Source organism: Streptomyces sp. NBC_00341, from assembly GCF_041435055.1.
Taxonomy (GTDB): Bacteria; Actinomycetota; Actinomycetes; order Streptomycetales; family Streptomycetaceae; genus Streptomyces.
In genome coordinates, this window is sequence record NZ_CP108002.1 from 6,737,659 (window position 1) to 6,756,982 (window position 19,324).

Sequence of the window (19,324 nt, forward strand, 5' to 3'; positions counted from 1 at the left end):
CTTATCTACACCGCTCGAAGCCCATCGGTTCCATCCCGAGGAGTCCCCGTGCCCCAATATCCTGTGAGCCATGATTCAGCGGAGTCGCCCGCGTTGCTCAGCACTCCAGAACTGAACCGGGCGGTGTGGGACCGAGCCGCCGCCCGGATGCTTGCCAAGATGCTCGGCGAATTCGCCTACGAGGAAGTCATCCAGCCGGTCACGCGATCCGCCGGGAGCGATACGTACACCCTTGTGCTCGACGACGGCGGAAGCCTGATCTTCAGCGCCGGCCGCGGGGTCTACGGCAGCTGGCGGGTGGCCCCCGACTCGATCCGCGAGGCGACCACGGCCGAGACCGAGGCGCACGCCCTCGCCGCCCGGGAAGCGAGCGCCCGGGAAACGAGCGCTCCGGCAGCGACCGACCCGGGCGCGAGCGTCACCACGGATGTCCACGCGGCATCCGACGCGTCCCCAGCGTACGAAACGCCCGCGGGCGTCCCCTTCCGCGACCCGCTGCTCTTCCTCGCCCGCGCCCGCCGCCTGCTCGGGATCGACGGCGCCACCCTCGGCCACCTGGTGCGCGAGCTCACCACCACACTCACCGCCGACGCCCGCCTCGACCACAGCGCGCTCACGGTCTCCGAACTGGCCGGCCTCGACTACGCGGAACTCGAAGGACACCAGACCGGCCACCCCTGGATCGTCGCCAACAAAGGGCGCCTCGGGTTCTCCGCCACCGACGCGTCCCTCTTCACTCCCGAGGCCCGCAGGCCGGTCCGGCTGCCGTGGATCGCGGTCTCCTCCCGGATCGCCGCCTACCGGGGCGTGAGCTCGCTCGCCACCGCCGATCAGCTCTACGCCACGGAGCTCGATCCGGCGGTCCGCGAGTCCTTCGCCGAGGCCCTGCGCGCCCGGGGCCTGCACCCCGACGACTACTACTGGCTGCCCGTGCACCCCTGGCAGTGGGACGAATGGATCGTTCCGCTGTTCGCTCCGGCCATCGCCGCGGACGACATCGTCCCCCTGCACGCCGACCCCGATCTGCGGCTGCCGCAGCAGTCCATCCGTACCTTCGCCAACCTGGAACGGCCCGACCGGCACACCGTCAAGCTGCCCTTGTCGATCCTCAACACGCTGGTCTGGCGCGGACTGCCGACGGAACGCACCCTCGCCGCCCCCGCCGTGACAGGCTGGGTCCAGGGGCTGCGCGACAATGATCCCTTCCTGCGCGACACCTGCGGCGTCATCCTGCTGGGAGAGGTGGCATCGGTCGCTGTCGAGCACCCGCTGTACGACCACCTCCCGGAGACGCCGTACCAGTTCAAGGAGATCCTCGGCGCGATCTGGCGTGAACCCCTCCTCCCTCGCCTGGCGCCCGGCGAGCGCGCCCGCACCCTCGCCTCCCTGCTGCTCACCGACCCGCAGGGGCGCGCATTCACCGCCGAGCTGGTCGCCCGCTCGGGGCTGACCCCCACCGCGTGGCTGAGCCGCCTCTTCGCCGCCCTGCTCCCACCGCTGCTGCACTTCCTCTACCGCTACGGCACCGTCTTCTCGCCGCACGGCGAGAACGCCATCGTCGTCTTCGACGGTCAGGACGTCCCCGTCCGCCTGGCGATCAAGGACTTCGTCGACGACGTGAACATCAGCGCCCGGCCGCTCCCGGAGCACGACAGCATGCCGGACGACGTACGCCGCGTGCTGCTCACCGAGGAGCCGGGCTTCCTCACCCAGTTCATCCACTCCGGTCTCTTCACCGGAGTCTTCCGCTTCCTCTCCCCGCTCTGCGAGGAGCAGCTGGGCGTACCGGAGGCCGAGTTCTGGTCACTCGTCCGGGCGGAGATCCTGCGCCACCACGCCCGCTTCCCCGAGCTCAAGGACAGGTTCGAGATGTTCGACATGCTGACGCCGCGCATCGAACGCCTCTGCCTGAACCGCAACCGCCTGCATCTGGACGGCTACCGGGACCGGCCCGAGCGACCGCACGCGGCAGTCCACGGCACCGTGGCCAACCCGCTCCATCCCTCCGCGTGAGGCCGGGAGTGACCGCCGTTGTCAGTGGAGCCCCGTAGGCTGGTCGGGCTATGACGAAGCCACCTCTCCCCGAGCTCCTGCACGCCGCCGTGACCGCCGTCGGCGGTACGGAGCGACCTGGTCAGGCCGCCATGGCCGACGCCGTCGCCGAGGCCGTAGACAACCAATCCCACCTGCTCGTCCAGGCCGGTACCGGCACCGGTAAATCGCTGGGCTACCTGGTGCCGGCCCTCGCGCACGGCGAGCGTGTCGTGGTGGCCACGGCGACCCTGGCCCTCCAGCGCCAGCTGGTGGAGCGGGACCTGCCGCGTACGGTCGACGCCCTGCATCCGCTGCTGCGCCGCCGCCCCCAGTTCGCGATGCTCAAGGGCCGGTCGAACTACCTCTGCCTGCACCGCCTCCACGAAGGAGTGCCGCAGGATGAGGAGGAGGGCCTCTTCGACCAGTTCGAGGCCGCGGCCCCGTCGAGCAAGCTCGGTCAGGACCTCCTGCGGATGCGGGACTGGTCGGACGAGACGGAGACCGGTGACCGCGACGATCTGACGCCGGGGGTCTCCGACCGGGCCTGGGCGCAGATCTCCGTCTCCTCGCGCGAGTGCCTGGGCGCCACCAAGTGCGCGTACGGGGCGGAGTGCTTCGCTGAGCAGGCCCGTGAGCGGGCGAAGCTCGCCGATGTGGTGGTCACCAACCACGCGCTCCTCGCCATCGACGCCATCGAAGGCGCTCCGGTGCTTCCGCAGCACGAGGTGCTGATCGTCGACGAGGCCCACGAGCTGGTCTCCAGGGTCACCGGCGTGGCCACCGGCGAGCTCACCCCCGGCCAGGTCGGCCGCGCGGTCCGGCGCGCCGCGAAGCTGGTCAACGAGAAGGCCGCGGACGCGCTGCAGAGCGCGTCGGAGGGTTTCGAGCGGGTGATGGAGCTGGCACTTCCCGGCCGCCTGGAAGAGGTGCCGGAGGATCTCGGCTACGCGCTGATGGCCCTGCGTGACGCCGCGCGTACGGTGATCTCCGCCCTGGGCACCACCCGGGACAAGTCCGTCCAGGACGAGGACGCCGTGCGCAAGCAGGCACTGGCCTCGGTGGAGTCCATCCACGGCGTCGCAGAGCGGATCACACAGGGCTCCGAGTACGACGTCGTCTGGTACGAACGCCATGACCGCTTCGGCGCCTCCGTACGGGTCGCCCCGCTCTCCGTCTCCGGACTGCTGCGCGAGAAGCTCTTCACGGACCGCTCCGTCGTGCTCACCTCGGCCACGCTGAAGCTCGGCGGCGACTTCAACGGGGTCGGCGCGTCACTCGGGCTCGCCCCCGAAGGCACCGCGGGTGAGGACATCCCGCAGTGGAAGGGGCTCGACGTCGGCTCGCCCTTCGACTACCCGAAGCAGGGGATCCTTTACGTCGCCCGGCATCTGGCGACGCCCGGCCGGGAGGGTTCCCGCACCGACATGCTGGACGAGCTGGCCGATCTGGTGGAGGCCGCCGGCGGCCGCACCCTTGGGCTGTTCTCCTCCATGCGGGCCGCCCAGGCGGCCGCCGAGGAGCTGAGGGGCCGGCTGGACAGGCCGATCCTGCTCCAGGGCGAGGAGACGCTGGGGGAGCTGATCAAGAACTTCGCGGCTTCCCCGGAGACCTGCCTCTTCGGCACGCTCTCGCTCTGGCAGGGGGTGGACGTCCCCGGCGCGAGCTGTCAGCTGGTGGTCATGGACCGGATTCCGTTCCCCCGCCCCGACGACCCGCTGATGAGCGCGCGCCAGAAGGCGGTCGAGGAAGCGGGCGGCAACGGCTTCATGGCGGTCGCGGCGACCCACGCCGCGCTGCTGATGGCCCAGGGCGCCGGCCGCCTCGTCCGTGCCACGGGTGACAAGGGCGTCGTCGCGGTGCTTGATCCGCGTCTCGCCAATGCCCGGTACGGGAGCTATCTGCGCGCCTCGCTCCCTGACTTCTGGTACACGACCGACCGCAATCAGACGCGTCGCTCGCTGGCGGCGATCGACGCCGCCGCGAAAGCCGAGGGCAAGTAGGCCCGTGCGGGGCCTCGGTCTACGGGGTCCCGGTCGCATGGATGGGGCCCGGAAACCGGCACTACCGGTTTCCGGGCCCCATCCATGCGATGGCGACGTCACACCCGCCGCAGCACCGCCACGACCTTGCCGAGGATGGTCGCCTCGTCGCCGGGAATCGGCTGGTACGCGGAGTTGTGGGGGAGCAGCCAGACATGACCGTCCTCCCGCTTGAAGCGCTTGACCGTGGCCTCGCCCTCCAGCATCGCCGCCACGATGTCGCCGTTCTCCGCCACGGGCTGGCGCCGGACCGTGACCCAGTCCCCGTCGCAGATCGCCGCTTCGATCATCGAGTCACCGACGACCTTGAGGACGAAAAGCTCGCCGTCACCGACCAGCTGGCGGGGAAGTGGAAAGACGTCCTCGACGGACTCCTCGGCGAGGATCGGACCACCGGCCGCGATCCGGCCGACCAACGGAACGTACGAAGCCGCGGGCTTCCCGGTGGTGTCCGTGGGCTGCGTGCTGGGCTGGTCCGAACCGCGAACCTCGTACGCCCGGGGTCGGTGGGGGTCACGGCGCAGGAACCCCTTGCGTTCCAGAGCCATGAGCTGATGCGCGACGGAGGACGTACTGGAAAGGCCCACCGCCTGACCGATCTCCCGCATCGACGGGGGGTATCCCCGCCGCTGCACGGAGTCCCGGATGACCTCGATCACTCGCCGCTGCCGGTCCGTGAGCCCTGAGCTGTCCGCCCGGATTCCAGGAGGTCGCCCGGGAAGCGAGCGCGCTGGGCGCGCGGGCTCGGGCCCCTCCGTGTTCGTGGCTGAGTCATTCATGGCATGCACCGGCTCACGTCGGCTCTGGGAGCGGTCCTGGGCAGTGATGATGGCACTGTCTGCGGTGGTGGTCACGTCGGCCCCTCTCGAATGGTCTCCCTAGCTGCACAACGGTAGTAGCTTTCGAAAGGTTGCGCCAAACACACGTTCGAGTGAAAAACAAATAAAAGCCTGTTGGGCGTTCATTGCTAGGTGTATGAGCGAAGCCGCGAGGGACGCCGCCTGCCGTCGGGTCGAACGGCAATTCGGATCATTACGGTAGCCTCAGCGGCCGCGGAGGCGTCGCGCGGGGTCGCCGTCCGAGGTCGCCGCCCGCCCTTCCGCGCCCCCCGGGAGCCGCCGCCCCGCAATCGGTGCGGCCACATCCTTCCCGTACTCTCTTGCTCGGTCGTACGCTGCCTTCCGGCCGCCCGTGATGCGCGACACGCGCTAGGGCCAAATGCGCGGCCAAACCCAAGATCTAGTGGTTGGATTGCCTCGATCGCCCAGAGGTTGTGGTCCCCGTCTTTCGGGGGTGCGGTCATCGCCTATGCTTGAGACTGCTTCGAAGGCCCCTCGCGGGGCCTGATGAGGCCATTCAGTCGTGCTGTGAAGGAGGGTTGGGAGCCATGCACTGCCCCTTCTGCAGGCACCCCGACAGCCGGGTCGTCGACAGTCGCACCACCGACGACGGGACCTCGATCCGCCGGCGCCGTCAGTGCCCCGACTGCTCCCGCCGTTTCACGACGGTGGAGACCTGTTCGCTCATGGTGGTGAAGCGCAGCGGCGTGACCGAGCCTTTCAGCCGCACCAAGGTCATCTCCGGCGTGCGCAAGGCGTGCCAGGGGCGGCCGGTCACCGAGGACGCCCTCGCCAAGCTCGGCCAGCGGGTCGAGGAGGCGGTGCGTGCGACCGGCAGCGCCGAGCTGACCACTCACGACGTGGGCCTGGCCATTCTCGGCCCCTTGCAGGAACTCGACCTGGTCGCGTACCTGCGGTTCGCATCCGTGTACCGGGCGTTCAACAGCCTCGAAGACTTCGAGGCCGCCATCGTGGAACTCCGCGAACAGCGGCCTCCCGTAGAAGGATGCGGGGCCGGCGAGACCCTTGAGGTCCCCGTTCCCGCCGTCGCCGCCGACTGAGCGGCGCAGGCCGACCGCCGCCGGTCCCCGGACCGGCGGCCGGGTGGCACACAGACCTGCTCCGGATGCCCCACGCGGCGTCCGAAGTACCAGACACACACTGTGCCCGGGGAAGTTCTCGGCACTTCAGGGCGTTTTTGCCCACATATGGGAGGCGGCATGACAGAGACGGCGAGCGGCCCGGCGCGAGGTTCCCGCAACAAGGGAGCCAAGTCGACTGCGACTAAGCAGGGCCTGCGTATCGAGCGCATCCACACCACCCCCGGCGTGCATCCGTACGACGAGGTGGCATGGGCGCGCCGTGACGTCGTCATGACCAACTGGCGCGACGGCTCGATCAACTTCGAGCAGCGTGGCGTCGAGTTCCCCGACTTCTGGTCGGTGAACGCGGTCAACATCGTCACCAGCAAGTACTTCCGCGGGGCCGTAGGCACCCCGCAGCGCGAGACCGGTCTGCGACAGCTCATCGACCGGATCGTGAAGACCTACCGGAAGGCCGGAGAGGACTTCGACTACTTCACCTCTCCGGCGGACGCGGAGATCTTCGAGCACGAGTTGGCTTACGCCCTCCTGCACCAGATCTTCAGCTTCAACTCGCCGGTCTGGTTCAACGTGGGCACGCCCCAGCCGCAGCAGGTCTCCGCCTGCTTCATCCTGGCCGTCGACGACTCCATGGAGTCGATCCTCGACTGGTACAAGGAAGAGGGGATGATCTTCAAGGGAGGCTCGGGCGCGGGCCTGAACCTCTCCCGCATCCGCTCCTCCAAGGAGCTCCTGTCCTCCGGCGGCAACGCCTCCGGCCCGGTCTCCTTCATGCGCGGCGCCGACGCGTCCGCCGGAACGATCAAGTCCGGTGGCGCCACCCGCCGCGCGGCCAAGATGGTCATCCTCGACGTCGACCACCCCGACATCGAGAACTTCATCGAGACCAAGGTGAAGGAGGAGGAGAAGATCCGCGCCCTGCGTGACGCGGGCTTCGACATGGACCTGGGCGGCGACGACATCACGTCCGTCCAGTACCAGAACGCCAACAACTCGGTCCGGGTGAACGACGAGTTCATGAAGGCCGTGGAGTCCGGCGGGAAGTTCGGGCTTCGCGCCCGGATGACCGGTGACGTCATCGAAGAGGTCGAGGCCAAGTCCCTCTTCCGCAAGATGGCAGAGGCCGCCTGGGCCTGCGCCGACCCGGGCATCCAGTACGACGACACGATCAACCAGTGGCACACCTGCCCCGAGTCCGGCCGGATCAACGGCTCGAACCCGTGCAGCGAGTACATGCACCTGGACAACACCTCGTGCAACCTCGCCTCGCTGAACCTGATGAAGTTCCTCAAGGACGACGGCAAGGGCAACCAGTCCTTCGAGTCCGAGCGCTTCGCCAAGGTCGTCGAGCTGGTCATCACCGCGATGGACATCTCCATCTGCTTCGCGGACTTCCCGACCCAGAAGATCGGCGAGAACACCCGCGCGTTCCGTCAGCTCGGCATCGGCTACGCCAACCTCGGCGCCCTGCTGATGGCGACCGGCCACGCGTACGACAGCGACGGCGGTCGCGCGCTCGCGGGCGCCATCACCTCGCTGATGACCGGCACCTCCTACCGTCGCTCCGCGGAGCTGGCGGCGGTCGTCGGCCCGTACGACGGCTACGCCCGTAACGCCGAGCCGCACCAGCGCGTCATGAAGCAGCACTCCGACGCCAACGCGGTGGCCGTGCACGCCGACGACCTGGACAACCCGATCTGGGCCGCCGCCACGGAGGCCTGGCAGGACGTCATCCGGCTCGGCGCGAAGAACGGTTTCCGTAACGCGCAGGCCTCGGTCATCGCGCCCACCGGCACCATCGGTCTCGCGATGTCCTGCGACACCACCGGCCTGGAGCCCGACCTCGCCCTGGTCAAGTTCAAGAAGCTGGTCGGCGGCGGCTCGATGCAGATCGTCAACGGCACCGTTCCGCAGGCGCTGCGCCGCATGGGGTACCAGGAGGAGCAGATCGAGGCGGTCGTCGCCCACATCGCCGAGAACGGCAACGTGATCGACGCGCCCGGCCTGAAGCCCGAGCACTACGAGGTCTTCGACTGCGCGATGGGCGAGCGTTCCATCTCGGCGATGGGCCACGTGCGCATGATGGCGGCCATCCAGCCGTGGATCTCCGGCGCGCTCTCCAAGACGGTGAACCTGCCGGAGACGGCCACCGTCGAGGACGTCGAGGAGGTCTACTTCGAGGCGTGGAAGCTGGGCGTGAAGGCGCTCGCGATCTACCGCGACAACTGCAAGGTCGGCCAGCCCCTCTCCACCAAGAAGTGGGAGGAGAAGAAGGACGAGGTCACGGCCAAGGCCGAGGACACCATCCGTACCGCGGTCGAGAAGGTCGTCGAGTACCGCCCGGTCCGCAAGCGTCTGCCCAAGGGCCGGCCCGGCATCACCACCTCGTTCACGGTGGGCGGCGCCGAGGGCTACATGACCGCCAACTCCTACCCGGACGACGGTCTCGGTGAGGTCTTCCTGAAGATGTCCAAGCAGGGCTCGACCCTCGCGGGCATGATGGACGCCTTCTCCATCGCCGTCTCGGTCGGCCTGCAGTACGGCGTCCCGCTGGAGACGTACGTCTCGAAGTTCACCAACATGCGCTTCGAGCCGGCCGGTATGACGGACGACCCGGACGTGCGGATGGCGCAGTCGATCGTCGACTACATCTTCCGTCGCCTGGCGCTCGACTTCCTGCCGTTCGAGACCCGCTCGGCACTCGGCATCCACTCGGCCGACGAGCGTCAGCGCCACCTCGACACCGGTTCGTACGAGGCGTCGATGGACGAGGACGAGCTGGACGTGGAGAGCCTGGCCCAGTCCGCCCCCGTGCGGCCGGCGGAACCGCTGAAGGCGGTCGCCCCCGTGCGTGAGGCCGAGAAGCCGGACACGAGGACCGCGCACACCTCGGCGGAGCTCGTCGAGATGCAGCTGGGCATCAGCGCCGACGCCCCGCTCTGCTTCTCCTGCGGTACGAAGATGCAGCGCGCCGGATCCTGCTACATCTGCGAGGGCTGCGGCTCGACCAGCGGCTGCAGCTGATCCCGGCCGCCTGAGGCGCGACGGCTGAGCCGCGCTCGGCGGCAGGCCATGGGGCGGGAAGATCTCCTCGGAGACCTTCCCGCCCCGTCCCGTATCCGGAGCGTCACACTCCGGTCGGGCGGTTCCCCATCGTCGCGGCGAACGAGTCGGCGTCGCCGTCGAAGCCCCGTACCGTGTCGTGGAACTGCCAGGCACCCGTGGTGTCCCGGACGAACTCGGCGACGACCGCCGCCGTCGCGCCGCCGACCGACGAGAAGTCGTTCTCGGCCAGTGTGTCGTAGCCCTCGCGGACCTGTACGGCGGTGTTCTCCACGGCGGCGAAGGTCTTGTGGCCGTCGCGCTGCTGTATGGCCACACCGACGATGACCCGGGTGTACGACTCCGACAGCCGGTCCAGCTCCAGCGTCATCACCTCGTCGTACCCCAGCCCCTGACCGGTCCGGCTGTCCCGGTCGAGCGTGATCGTGCCGTCGGGCGCGCGGCTGTCGAAGTGGACGAGGTAGGCGGGGCTGCCGTACGGCTCCTCGGTCGAGTAGGTCGCCGCGATGATGTCGAGGTCATTGGGGGGATCGCCGTGAGGGCTGGGGTCCCATTTGACCCTCACCTCGACCTTCTCGATGTCCTTGTTGGGCGTGCTCATCGGACTTCCCTCCTTCGCCCTTGGGGCCGTCGCCCCGGCTCTGTCACCAGATCATCTCCGTAACTGTCGGTGAAACCAACCGGCTTGGCCATGGGCGGCGGAATCGGGCCACTGCCCGGACCGGGCGCCCGGGTACGGAATCCGCCGCGGCGGTCCGTGCCGGACCGTCGCGCGGCCGGTTCCGGCGCACTCCGCGAGAGCGTGACCCACGCCACGTCCGACACCCGTACGATGGGGCCGTGCTGGTCAAGTGGATTCGCTGCAATGTGGTCGACCGTCGCGGTTTCGAGCGGGGGCAGCGCAAATGGGCGGGGCTGCTGGGGGAGCCGGGGTTCAGGGGACAGGGTGGTGGCTGGAGCCGTGGCCGGCCGGAGGTGGCGCACGTCTTCGCGTTCTGGGAGAACCGGGTCTTCTACGACTCGTTCATGGCACGCGGGCACGACGCTCTGGCCGCCGCGCAGTCGGGTACCTGCAATGACATACAGGTCAAGCTGTTCGACTACCGCTTCGACGTGAAGACCGGCTTCGAACCGGGGTTCACCGACGCGGACGTGCTCAGGGTCGCGCACAGCAGGGTCCACGAGGACCGGGTCGAGCACTTCGCGCTGATGCAGCAGCGGGTATGGAATCCGGCGATGGCCGGATCGCCCGGGATGCTGCGAGGAGTCTTCGGGGAGGCACCGGGCCATGAGTTCCTGGTCCTCTCCATGTGGCAGTCGAGCGCGGAACGCGGCAAATACCGGGCGGGGAGTGTCGAACGGCTCGCGCAGCGGGCGCAGACCGAGGACGACGTGGCGGCGCTCTCCGGCGACGTCGTGCAGCTCGAACCGTCGTGGACGGTGTGAGCGGACCGGGCATCCGAGCCACACCGGTTCCGTGCTGTGGCCGTGATCCGGCCAATCGCTCGACGCGGCGACCGGGGGGCAGCGCTCACGACCTCGCACACCAGGTCGTTAGGGTCGGTACATGGCAAGACCGCAACGCATTGTCCTCGTCCGCCACGGCGAGTCCGAGGGCAATGCCGACGACACGGTGTACGAACGTGAGCCCGATCATGCGCTGAGGCTCACCTCGACAGGGCTGCGGCAGGCCCGCGAGACCGGGGTGCGGCTGCGCGAGCTCTTCGACGGCGAGCAGGTCAGCGTGTACGTCTCGCCCTACCGCCGCACGCACGAGACGTTCAGGTCCTTCGGCCTCGATCTCGAACGCGTACGGGTGCGGGAGGAGCCCCGGCTGCGCGAGCAGGACTGGGGGAACTGGCAGGAACGGGACGACGTCAGGCTGCAGAAGGCGTACCGGGACGCCTATGGGCACTTCTTCTACCGCTTCGCGCAGGGCGAGTCGGGGGCGGATGTGTACGACCGGGTGGGAGCCTTCCTGGAGAGCCTGCACCGGAGCTTCGAGGCCCCGGACCACCCGCCGAACGTCCTGCTGGTCACGCACGGTCTGACCATGCGGCTGTTCTGTATGCGCTGGTTCCACTGGTCCGTGGCCGAATTCGAATCCCTCTCGAATCCGGGCAACGGCGAGTCCCGGACACTGGTGCTCGGCAAGGACGGGCGCTACACACTTGACCGGCCGTTCGAGCGCTGGCGCACCCCTGAGCCGTACGGCATCACCGGATAGAGTGGAACCGATGACCGAATCGGCTTCCGACCAGCGCTTCGAACGCGCCCTTGCCAGCCTGCGCGGCCTCTCCGTGGGAGACGCCCTGGGCTCACAGTTCTTTGTGCCCGCCAACTATCCGCTCCTGAAGGACCGCCTCCTGCCCCCGGGGCCCTGGCAGTGGACCGACGACACGGAAATGGCCTGTTCGGTCCTGTCCGTACTCCGCGACCACGGCCGTATCGATCAGGACGCGCTCGCCCGTTCCTTCGCGGTGCACCACGATTTCGACCGAGGCTACGGCCCCGCCGTGAACCGCCTGCTCAGACTGGTCCGGGAGGGCGGGGACTGGCGGGAGCTCGCCTCCGCGCTCTTCAAGGGCCAGGGTTCCTGGGGCAACGGTTCGTCGATGCGCATCGCCCCGCTCGGTGCCTGGTACGCGAACGACCCCGAGCAGGCCACGCACCAGGCCGAGATCTCCTCGTACCCGACCCACCAGCACCGGGAAGCGGTCGTGGGCGCGATGGCCGTGGCAGCTGCCGCCTCGCTCGCCGCGTCGCCCAGCGGCCCGCCGAAGCCGGCCGACCTCCTCGACGGCGTCATCGCGCTCGTACCGCGCAGCGCGGTCGGTGCGGGACTGCGCAGGGCCCGCGACATGCTCGACTACCGCGACGCCGGAACGGTCGCCGCGGTGCTCGGCAACGGCCGTCGCACCAGTGCGCACGACACCGTCCCCTTCGCCCTCTGGTCCGCGGCCCGCAGCCTCGGCGACTTCGAGCAGGCCTTCTGGGTGACCGCCCAGGCGGGCGGAGACGTCGACACGACCTGCGCGATCGTCGGCGGGGTGGTCGCGGCCGGCGCGGCCGGAGCGCCACCGGCGGACTGGACCGCGAAGACGGAGCGGCTGCCCGACTGGATGGCGCGGTAACAGAGGGACTGCCGGGCTGGACGCGGTAACGGATCCGGCCGCCGGGCCGGACGGCGCGGCAGAAGCGGCGCGCCGTACCGACTGTCACGGTACTGCCACAGCGCTTCCCTGCACGGTCGACGACGGTAACGGGGGGTTACTCTTTCGGCCACGCCGCCCTCGGTGATCATTACGACGGGTGCGCACCGAATGAGACGCCGGGGGGCCGCGCGCTGCCCAGGGCTCGCGTGGGCGGACCTCGGTGGGGAGGGGTCCCATGTCCGATCACAGAGCAGAACCACCCCGGTCCGAGCGCGCGCCGGGGTCGCCGGAGCCGGCGGATCAGCCCGGACCGGCCGAGGCGCGAACGCCCGAGCCGGTGCCGGCCGGGGTGCAGATGTCCAAGCCCGTACCGGAGCCCGTCGTGCCGGACCGCGCGGGCTCCGAGCCCGCGCGGTCCGGCACGACGGGCTCCGCCGTCCCTGACGAGCGCGCCGCCGTGCCGGAGCCGCCGAAGGTGCCGGCCTACGCGAGACAGCCGCACCCGCGGCAGCCCCCCTCGCCCTGGGCGCATACCGGCAGGCAGACGCCCTCGGAACTCACCCGGATCCGCCCCGCCGCACCAGGGCCCGTCCCCGCGGCCACTCTCTGGTCCGTCCTGGCCACCGCGCTGCTCAGCGCCCTGCTGCTCGGTGACGGGATCGGTCTGAACCTGCTCGTCGTGGCGGTACCCGCGGCGTTCGCGGCGTACTTCGCCGCACGGGCGGCCGGCCGTCGGCTGCGCCCGTGGACCGCGGTCTGGGCCGTCGGCGGCCTCGCACTCCTCGCCGTACCGGCACTCCGCGACGCGGGCTGGCCGGTCTTCCTCGCCGTCGTGTCCGCCGTGGCGGTGGGTTCGCTCGCGCTGCACGGCAGCCGGGGCTGGCTCGGGATCTTCCTCGGTTCGCTGGGGCTGCTCACCTCCGTCGCCGGATCGCTGGGCTGGGGCGTCCACGGGGTACGCGACCGGATGGCCGACTCCCGCGGGCGCTGGCGCGTCGCGTTCCGTTCCACGGCCGCGGCGGTCGTGCTGCTCATCGTGTTCGGGGCGCTCTTCTCGAGCGCCGATGCCGCGTTCGCCGACGTACTGGGCAGCCTGATCCCCGATGTGTCGGTGGGCGAGGGTCCGTGGCGGCTGTTCCTCGCCGCACTGGGGCTCGTGGGCGCGCTCGCGGCCGCGTACACCGCCGCCGCACCGGTGCGCTGGGACGCGCTGACCGTGCCTTCCGGCCCGGCACGCGGGCGGTTGGAGTGGGCGCTCCCGCTGATCGTCCTGAACCTGCTCTTCGCCGGCTTCCTCGCCATCCAGCTCACGGTGCTGCTCGGCGGCTACGACAAGGTGATGGCCGAGACCCATCTCAGCTACGCCCAGTACGCCCGCGAGGGCTTCTGGCAACTGCTCTGGGCCACCGTCCTCACCCTGCTGGTCATCGCCCTCGCGCTCCGCTGGGCGCCGCGCGGCGGACCACGCGACCGTACGCTCGTGCGGTCCGTGCTCGGCACGCTGTGCCTGCTCACCCTCGTCGTCGTCGCCTCCGCGCTGCGGCGCATGGATCTGTACGTCGACGCCTATGGTCTGACCCGGCTGCGCATCTCCGTGGCCGCGGTCGAGCTCTGGCTGGGCGTGGTCCTCCTGCTGATCATGGCGGCCGGGGTGTTCGGCGCGAAGATGCTTCCGCGCGCCGTCGCCGCGAGTGCGGCCGTCGGCGTACTGGCCTTCGGACTGGTCTCACCGGACGGACTGATCGCCGAACAGAACGTCCAGCGGTACGGCGACCACCACTCGATCGACATCCAGTACCTCCGCGGCCTCTCCGCCGATGCCGTGCCCGCCCTGGACAGGTTGCCGGAGCCGCTGCGCTCGTGCGCCCTCGAAGAGATCCAGCGGACACTGCGAAGCTCGGACTCGCCCTGGTACGCGACGAGTTGGGGTGAGGCGCGGGCCCGGGACATTCTCGGTGACTGGGATCCCGGTGCGCGGGTGCGCAATTGCCAGGGTCTGGGGTCGGGCGACATGGGGAACGAACGAGGCGGTGACGGGGCCGACGGGAACGGTGGGGGTGACTCGTACGATCCGTACGACCCTTACTGATCCCCTGCTGATCACCGGCCGATCCCCTACTGATCACCGAGGTCCGGCCTGTCTGAACAGTCCGGCCTGTTCAGACAGGCCGGACAGGCCGTGTCCGTACGGACAGTGTGCGTTACACGGCCGCTCCCCCCGCCGACGCCTTGCCGCTCAGCGCGTCCAGATCGCTCTTGCGTACCCTGATCACCAGAGCCGCTGTGAGCAGGGCGAGGGCCGCCATGGCCACCGCCGCGATGAACGCGGTGGAGATGCCCTGGGCAAGCACCTGGTGCCCCCAGCTCCCCGGCAGCTCGTGGGTTCGGGCGAACTCCGCCTTCTGTTCGGGCGAAGCCTTCGCGAGGAACTGCGGAACCTGCTTCTCCGCCTCGTTGCGGCTCGCCGTGCCGAAGACGGTGACCAGGATCGAGAGCCCCAGCGAACCACCCACCTGCTGACTCGCGTTGAGTAGACTGGACGCCGCCCCCGCCTCGTGCTGGGCGACGCCGGAGACCGCGGTGAGGGTGAGCGTCACGAAGTTCAGCCCCATGCCGACGCCGAAGAACATCATCGGTCCCAGTACCCCGGACAGGTAGCCGCTGTCGGAGGATATGAACGTGAGCCAGCCGAGACCCACACCGGTGAGCGCCGAGCCTGTGACCATGAAGGGCTTCGGTCCGAGGACCGGGAGCAGCCGCTGCGAGATTCCGGCCCCGGCGGCGATCGCGACGGCCACGGGCAGGAACGCCAACCCCGATTCGATCGGTGTGTAGGCCAGCACGTTCTGCACGAACAGCACGATGAAGAAGAACATGCCGAGCATGGCCGCGGACAAGCTGAGCATGATGACGTACGTTCCGGAGCGGTTGCGGTCGGCGAACATCCGCAGCGGGGTGATCGGCTCCCTGGCGCGCATCTCGATGAGTACGAACGAGGCGAGCAGCACGACCGCGGCGCCGAACGAACTCAGCGTGAGGGAGTCGCTCCAGCCCTCCTCCGACGCCCGGATGAATCCGTACACGAGCGAGGCCATGCCAAGGGTCGAGGTCAGCGCTCCGGATATGTCGAAGCGGCCCGGATGCCTCTGCGACTCGTTGATGTACAGCGGAGCGAGTACGGCGATCAGTACGCCGATCGGCACGTTGACGAAGAAGACCCAGCGCCAGTCCAGCCATTCGGTGAGCATTCCGCCCGCCAACAGGCCGACCGCGCCGCCACCCGCCGACACGGCGGCGAAGACGCCGAAGGCGCGGTTGCGCTCCGGACCCTCCGGGAAGGTTGTGGTGATGAGGGCGAGCGAGGTCGGTGAGGCGATCGCGCCGCCGATGCCCTGGAGCGCGCGGGCCGCCAGCAACTGCCAGGGCTCCTGGGCGAATCCGCCGAGCAGCGAGGCCAGGGTGAAGATCAGGATTCCGGCCATGAAGACCCGGCGGCGGCCGAGGATGTCCCCTGCCCGGCCGCCGAGCAGCAGCAGCCCGCCGAAGGTGAGCGTGTAGGCGCTGAGGACCCAGGAGAGATCGGTGGTCGAGAAGCTCAGGGCGTTCTGGATGTGCGGGAGTGCGATGTTGACGATCGTGGCGTCGAGCACAACCATCAACTGGCAGGCGGCGATGACGGTCAGGGCGATACCCGGGCGGCCTTGCCGGCGTGCCGGGCTCGGTGCGTCCCGTGCTTCTAACTGAGAGGTTGTCACTATGGATCCCCCGCAAGTGAATTAGTGAACGGACCCGTTCACTGTTCCGGTAACGGTAGTCAATCCCCCTCAGTGAACGCAAGCGTTCACTGAGTCCGCTGCCTCCCGGTCATGTCCGGTACCGCTGTTCGGCTCGGGACTGCTCGGTCCCCGCCGGCCCCACGTGCCGCCCTGTTCGCCGCGCCTGTCCGGCCGGCGGGGGTGCGGCGAACCCGTTTCGATGGAGAGAAACTCATGGATACTTCGCGATCGGCAGCCGCCGCCCGGCCGCCGGTGGTGTCACTTCGCCGCCGGGGCTCCGTACTGGAGAGCGCGATCCTCGAAGCCGTGCTGGAGCGGCTGAGCACGGTCGGCTGGAACGGGCTCACGATGGAGGGCGTCGCCGCGGGTGCCCAGACGGGGAAGGCGGCGATCTACCGTCGATGGCCCTCCAAAGAGGATCTGGTCGCCGACGCGTTGCGTCGCGCACTGCCGCCGATGGGGGGCGCCCCCGACTCCGGCAACATCCGTGACGACCTCTATCAGCTGTGCCGCACGCTGCGGGACGGCATGCTCTCCAAGTCCGGCATCGCCCTGCGGTCGGTCCTTCACGAATGTGACGCGAGCACGGCCGAACGGTTCCAGTCGGTGATCCTCCACAGCGTGATCGCGCCGTCGACCGACCTCATCAAGGAAGTGGTGAGCCGTGGCGTCGACCGCGGAGAGGTTCGCCCCGACGCGCTGTGCGGGCTGGCCTTCGACGTTATCCCCGCGATGATGATGTATCGCAGCAAGGTGTGCGGCAGCGAATGGAGTGACGGCGACATCGCTGAGCTGATCGATCAGGTCGCGATGCCGTTCTTCCGCTCCGGAGCCCGCTGACGGCCCTCGCCGGACGCGGTTCCCGGCCTCTGCCGGCGAGGGTGCCGTGACCGGTCCGGCGGCGCGGCGCCGGACGGCGGCGGGCCGGCATGCGCCCCGGGGTGTTCCCGGTCGCCGCATCGGCGTACGCTTGCTGGCGCCATGCCGTATGAACCACCCACGCACACCGTCGAGCGCTCACTGCGCGCCACCACCGGTGCCAGGACCGTCGCCGGTGTCGACGAGGTCGGGCGCGGAGCGTGGGCGGGTCCGGTCACCGTGTGTGCCGCCGTCACCGGTCTCCGCAGACCGCCCGCCGGGCTCACCGACTCCAAGCTGATCAGCCCCAAGCGCCGCGCGGAGCTCGCGCCGCTGCTGGAGCGATGGGTGACCGCGTTCGGACTCGGTGACGCCTCACCGCAGGAGATCGACGAACTCGGGATGACCGCCGCCCTGCGCCTCGCGGCCGTCCGCGCCCTGGAGGCGCTGCCGGTACGCCCGGACGCGGTGATCCTCGACGGCAAGCACGACTACCTGGGCTCGCCCTGGCAGGTCCGTACCGTCATCAAGGGCGACCAGTCCTGTGTGGCGGTTGCGGCGGCCTCGGTGATCGCGAAGGTTCGCAGGGACACGGCGATGGCCGAACTCGGCGCGGAATCCGGTGAGTACGAGGACTTCGCGTTCGGTGCCAATGCCGGTTATCCGTCCCCCGTGCACAGGGCCGCACTGGAGGAGCGGGGCCCAACGGCCCACCACCGCCTCTCGTGGTCCTACCTCGACGCGCTGCCCAGGTGGCAGCACCTCAAGAAGGTCCGCTTCTCCGCCGAGGCGGCCGCACTGGAAAGCGGGGGCCAGCTCGGCTTCGACTTCTGATCGCACACACGTACCCACCCGCTGATGTCTTCGGTGTCAGCGTTTGATAGACAACCACCCATGCCTCTCATCCCCGAGGAGCCTCAGATTCACGAGAGCGCCCAGGGTCCCCGCGCCACTCCGGCCACCGGCCGCACCGCGTCGACCCCTCGTCCCGTACCCGGCCCGCGTACAGCGGCCATGCCGCGCCCCGGTCGTCCGGGTCCCGGCCCCGCGCGGCCAGCGCCCCCGGCGCAGCGCCCGCACCCTGCCCCCGTCCGACCCCAGGCCGCCGCGCCGGAGAACCGTTCCGCGCCGCAGCTCCAGTTGATCCCTGCCCCCGCCGACGGCGCGCTCGCCGCCGCCGACGAGGCGGTGGACCTGCTGCTCGACTCCGGTCGCGCTCCGGGCGACATCCTGGTGCTCACCACGGATGAGCAACACCCGTGGGCAACACACGAGCTGTCCTTCGGCGAGGCCGCCTACTGGGCCCAGCACGAAGCCGGCGACGACGTGTTCTTCGCCGGAGCCGCAGCCGTGGACCGGGTGAAGCCCCGGCCGGTGGTGATCGTCGCGGTGAACGGTGCCGTCGATGACGCCGCCACCCGTGCGCTGGCCACCGCGCGGCGGAACGCCGGAGCCCTGCTGATCGTCTGCGGTGACCCGCAGCAGGTCAATGCCGTGCTCGGCGCGGGCGTCTGACCCGCGGCACGAACGGCCGGGGGTGGCTACTGAGCTCAGCCCCGGCCTGTGGTGAGCCCGTCCTACGGGGCCTGGTCCGCGGCGCCCCACCTGTTGGTGACCCGGCCTGTTTGTGATCCGGCCCGTTGGTGACCCGGCCGCCCTCAGGGCGGCCGGGTCCCACGGCCGGGGTCAGCGGGCCACGCTGCGGTGCAGTGCCTGGGCCGCACCGCCGCCGGTGCGCGACGGGGTGGCCGGATCCTGATCCAGCGCGGTGTCCGCCAGAGCAGCCGGACGAGAGGTGGAGCTGGGGCGACGACCACCCCTGCCCTCGCCCAGCACCTGCCAGCCGCCGGTGGTCAGCGTGATGTACGCGCCGCACCTCAGGCCGTGCAGGGTGCAGGCGTCCCGCAGCCCCCACATCCACGCCCCGTCCTCCTCCGTCCAGCGCTCGTCCCCCTCGCGGCAGTAGAGAAGCACTGCGGTACGGACGGGAGTACGGCGGCGGAGATCGTGCGGGATGACCCGGCGCAGATGCGCCAGCAGTGAGTTACGGAATTCCCAGCCGTCCGCCGTCACCGAGCGGCGGGCGAACGAGGCACTGGCCGTCAGGCGTTCCTCGTGATCGAGCACGGCTACGACGGCGGTCGCCGGAGTCGGCCGGTGCCTGGCGTGCAGGCCGCTGACGACCTCGCGCGGGCTGCGCAGCAGCGGTATGCCCGCCGCGGCCCACTCGGCCGGTTCGAGTATCCGGGCAAGGCGGTTGGCGGAGTCGGCGGCTGCCGACATGGAAGTGGCTGCGGACGGAGCGAATCCGAAGGTCACGGTCCTCCCTTCGCATACGCGCCCACGATGCGGGCAGGGTCGGGTGAGGGCGCGCCGTGGCACAGCCCTTCCGGGCTGCGAAAGAACTGTGCGGGGGGCGAGTCCAATTCTCCCTGGCGGATCGGCAGGCGGCAACGA

At 69.9% G+C, this 19,324-nt stretch carries 15 protein-coding genes; 11 read left to right on the forward strand and 4 right to left on the reverse strand.

Annotation, left to right across the window (positions count from 1 at the left end; all coding sequences use genetic code 11):
* Window positions 1-48 precede the first annotated feature (48 nt).
* Window positions 49-2,013: an IucA/IucC family siderophore biosynthesis protein gene (locus OG892_RS30380; RefSeq protein ID WP_371630757.1), complete on the forward strand. Its 1,965-nt coding sequence runs from the start codon at window positions 49-51 to the stop codon at window positions 2,011-2,013.
* A 50-nt stretch (window positions 2,014-2,063) separates the two neighbouring features.
* A complete protein-coding gene (locus tag OG892_RS30385) occupies window positions 2,064-4,034 on the forward strand; it encodes an ATP-dependent DNA helicase (RefSeq protein WP_073737718.1) in 1,971 nt (656 codons plus the stop codon).
* Window positions 4,035-4,132: 98 nt separating this feature from the next.
* Here the strand turns inward: OG892_RS30385 and lexA are convergent, their stop codons facing one another.
* Window positions 4,133-4,927, reverse strand: a complete 795-nt coding sequence (gene lexA / locus OG892_RS30390; protein ID WP_024489034.1) for a transcriptional repressor LexA — start codon at window positions 4,925-4,927, stop codon at window positions 4,133-4,135.
* A gap of 533 nt (window positions 4,928-5,460) precedes the next feature.
* Here lexA and nrdR point away from each other — a divergent pair.
* Window positions 5,461-5,973, forward strand: a complete 513-nt coding sequence (nrdR, locus tag OG892_RS30395; protein WP_371630758.1) for a transcriptional regulator NrdR — start codon at window positions 5,461-5,463, stop codon at window positions 5,971-5,973.
* Between the two features lie 159 nt (window positions 5,974-6,132).
* Window positions 6,133-9,039, forward strand: a complete 2,907-nt coding sequence (locus OG892_RS30400; RefSeq protein WP_073737786.1) for a vitamin B12-dependent ribonucleotide reductase — start codon at window positions 6,133-6,135, stop codon at window positions 9,037-9,039.
* Between the two features lie 103 nt (window positions 9,040-9,142).
* Here the strand turns inward: OG892_RS30400 and OG892_RS30405 are convergent, their stop codons facing one another.
* A complete protein-coding gene (locus OG892_RS30405; RefSeq protein WP_073737716.1) occupies window positions 9,143-9,679 on the reverse strand; it encodes a TerD family protein in 537 nt (178 codons plus the stop codon).
* A 239-nt stretch (window positions 9,680-9,918) separates the two neighbouring features.
* Here OG892_RS30405 and OG892_RS30410 point away from each other — a divergent pair, with 239 nt between their 5' ends.
* From OG892_RS30410 to OG892_RS30425, 4 genes are all read left to right on the forward strand, one after another.
* On the forward strand, window positions 9,919-10,524 hold the full coding sequence (locus OG892_RS30410) for a YdbC family protein (protein ID WP_073737715.1): 606 nt from the start codon (window positions 9,919-9,921) through the stop codon (window positions 10,522-10,524).
* A gap of 121 nt (window positions 10,525-10,645) precedes the next feature.
* Window positions 10,646-11,305, forward strand: a complete 660-nt coding sequence (locus OG892_RS30415) for a histidine phosphatase family protein (RefSeq protein ID WP_073737714.1) — start codon at window positions 10,646-10,648, stop codon at window positions 11,303-11,305.
* A 10-nt stretch (window positions 11,306-11,315) separates the two neighbouring features.
* Window positions 11,316-12,212, forward strand: coding sequence for an ADP-ribosylglycohydrolase family protein (locus OG892_RS30420; protein WP_328865208.1), 897 nt, complete (start codon window positions 11,316-11,318; stop codon window positions 12,210-12,212).
* Window positions 12,213-12,468: 256 nt separating this feature from the next.
* A complete protein-coding gene (locus tag OG892_RS30425) occupies window positions 12,469-14,322 on the forward strand; it encodes a DUF4153 domain-containing protein (RefSeq protein ID WP_371630759.1) in 1,854 nt (617 codons plus the stop codon).
* Between the two features lie 112 nt (window positions 14,323-14,434).
* Here the strand turns inward: OG892_RS30425 and OG892_RS30430 are convergent, their stop codons facing one another.
* The gene (locus OG892_RS30430; RefSeq protein ID WP_073737713.1) at window positions 14,435-15,988 is read right to left on the reverse strand and encodes an MFS transporter; all 1,554 of its coding nucleotides are present in this window, start codon (window positions 15,986-15,988) and stop codon (window positions 14,435-14,437) included.
* Between the two features lie 234 nt (window positions 15,989-16,222).
* Here OG892_RS30430 and OG892_RS30435 point away from each other — a divergent pair, with 234 nt between their 5' ends.
* The 3 genes from OG892_RS30435 (at window position 16,223) to OG892_RS30445 (ending at window position 18,382) form a co-directional block, all read left to right on the forward strand.
* A complete protein-coding gene (locus tag OG892_RS30435) occupies window positions 16,223-16,849 on the forward strand; it encodes a TetR/AcrR family transcriptional regulator (RefSeq protein ID WP_073737712.1) in 627 nt (208 codons plus the stop codon).
* A 141-nt stretch (window positions 16,850-16,990) separates the two neighbouring features.
* Window positions 16,991-17,701 carry a ribonuclease HII gene (locus OG892_RS30440; protein WP_073737711.1) on the forward strand — a complete coding sequence of 237 codons (711 nt, stop codon included), beginning with the start codon at window positions 16,991-16,993 and terminating at the stop codon, window positions 17,699-17,701.
* 60 nt (window positions 17,702-17,761) lie between these two features.
* On the forward strand, window positions 17,762-18,382 hold the full coding sequence (locus tag OG892_RS30445) for a hypothetical protein (RefSeq protein WP_328865206.1): 621 nt from the start codon (window positions 17,762-17,764) through the stop codon (window positions 18,380-18,382).
* 171 nt (window positions 18,383-18,553) lie between these two features.
* Here the strand turns inward: OG892_RS30445 and OG892_RS30450 are convergent, their stop codons facing one another.
* On the reverse strand, window positions 18,554-19,186 hold the full coding sequence (locus tag OG892_RS30450) for a hypothetical protein (protein WP_073737709.1): 633 nt from the start codon (window positions 19,184-19,186) through the stop codon (window positions 18,554-18,556).
* Window positions 19,187-19,324: the final 138 nt, after the last annotated feature.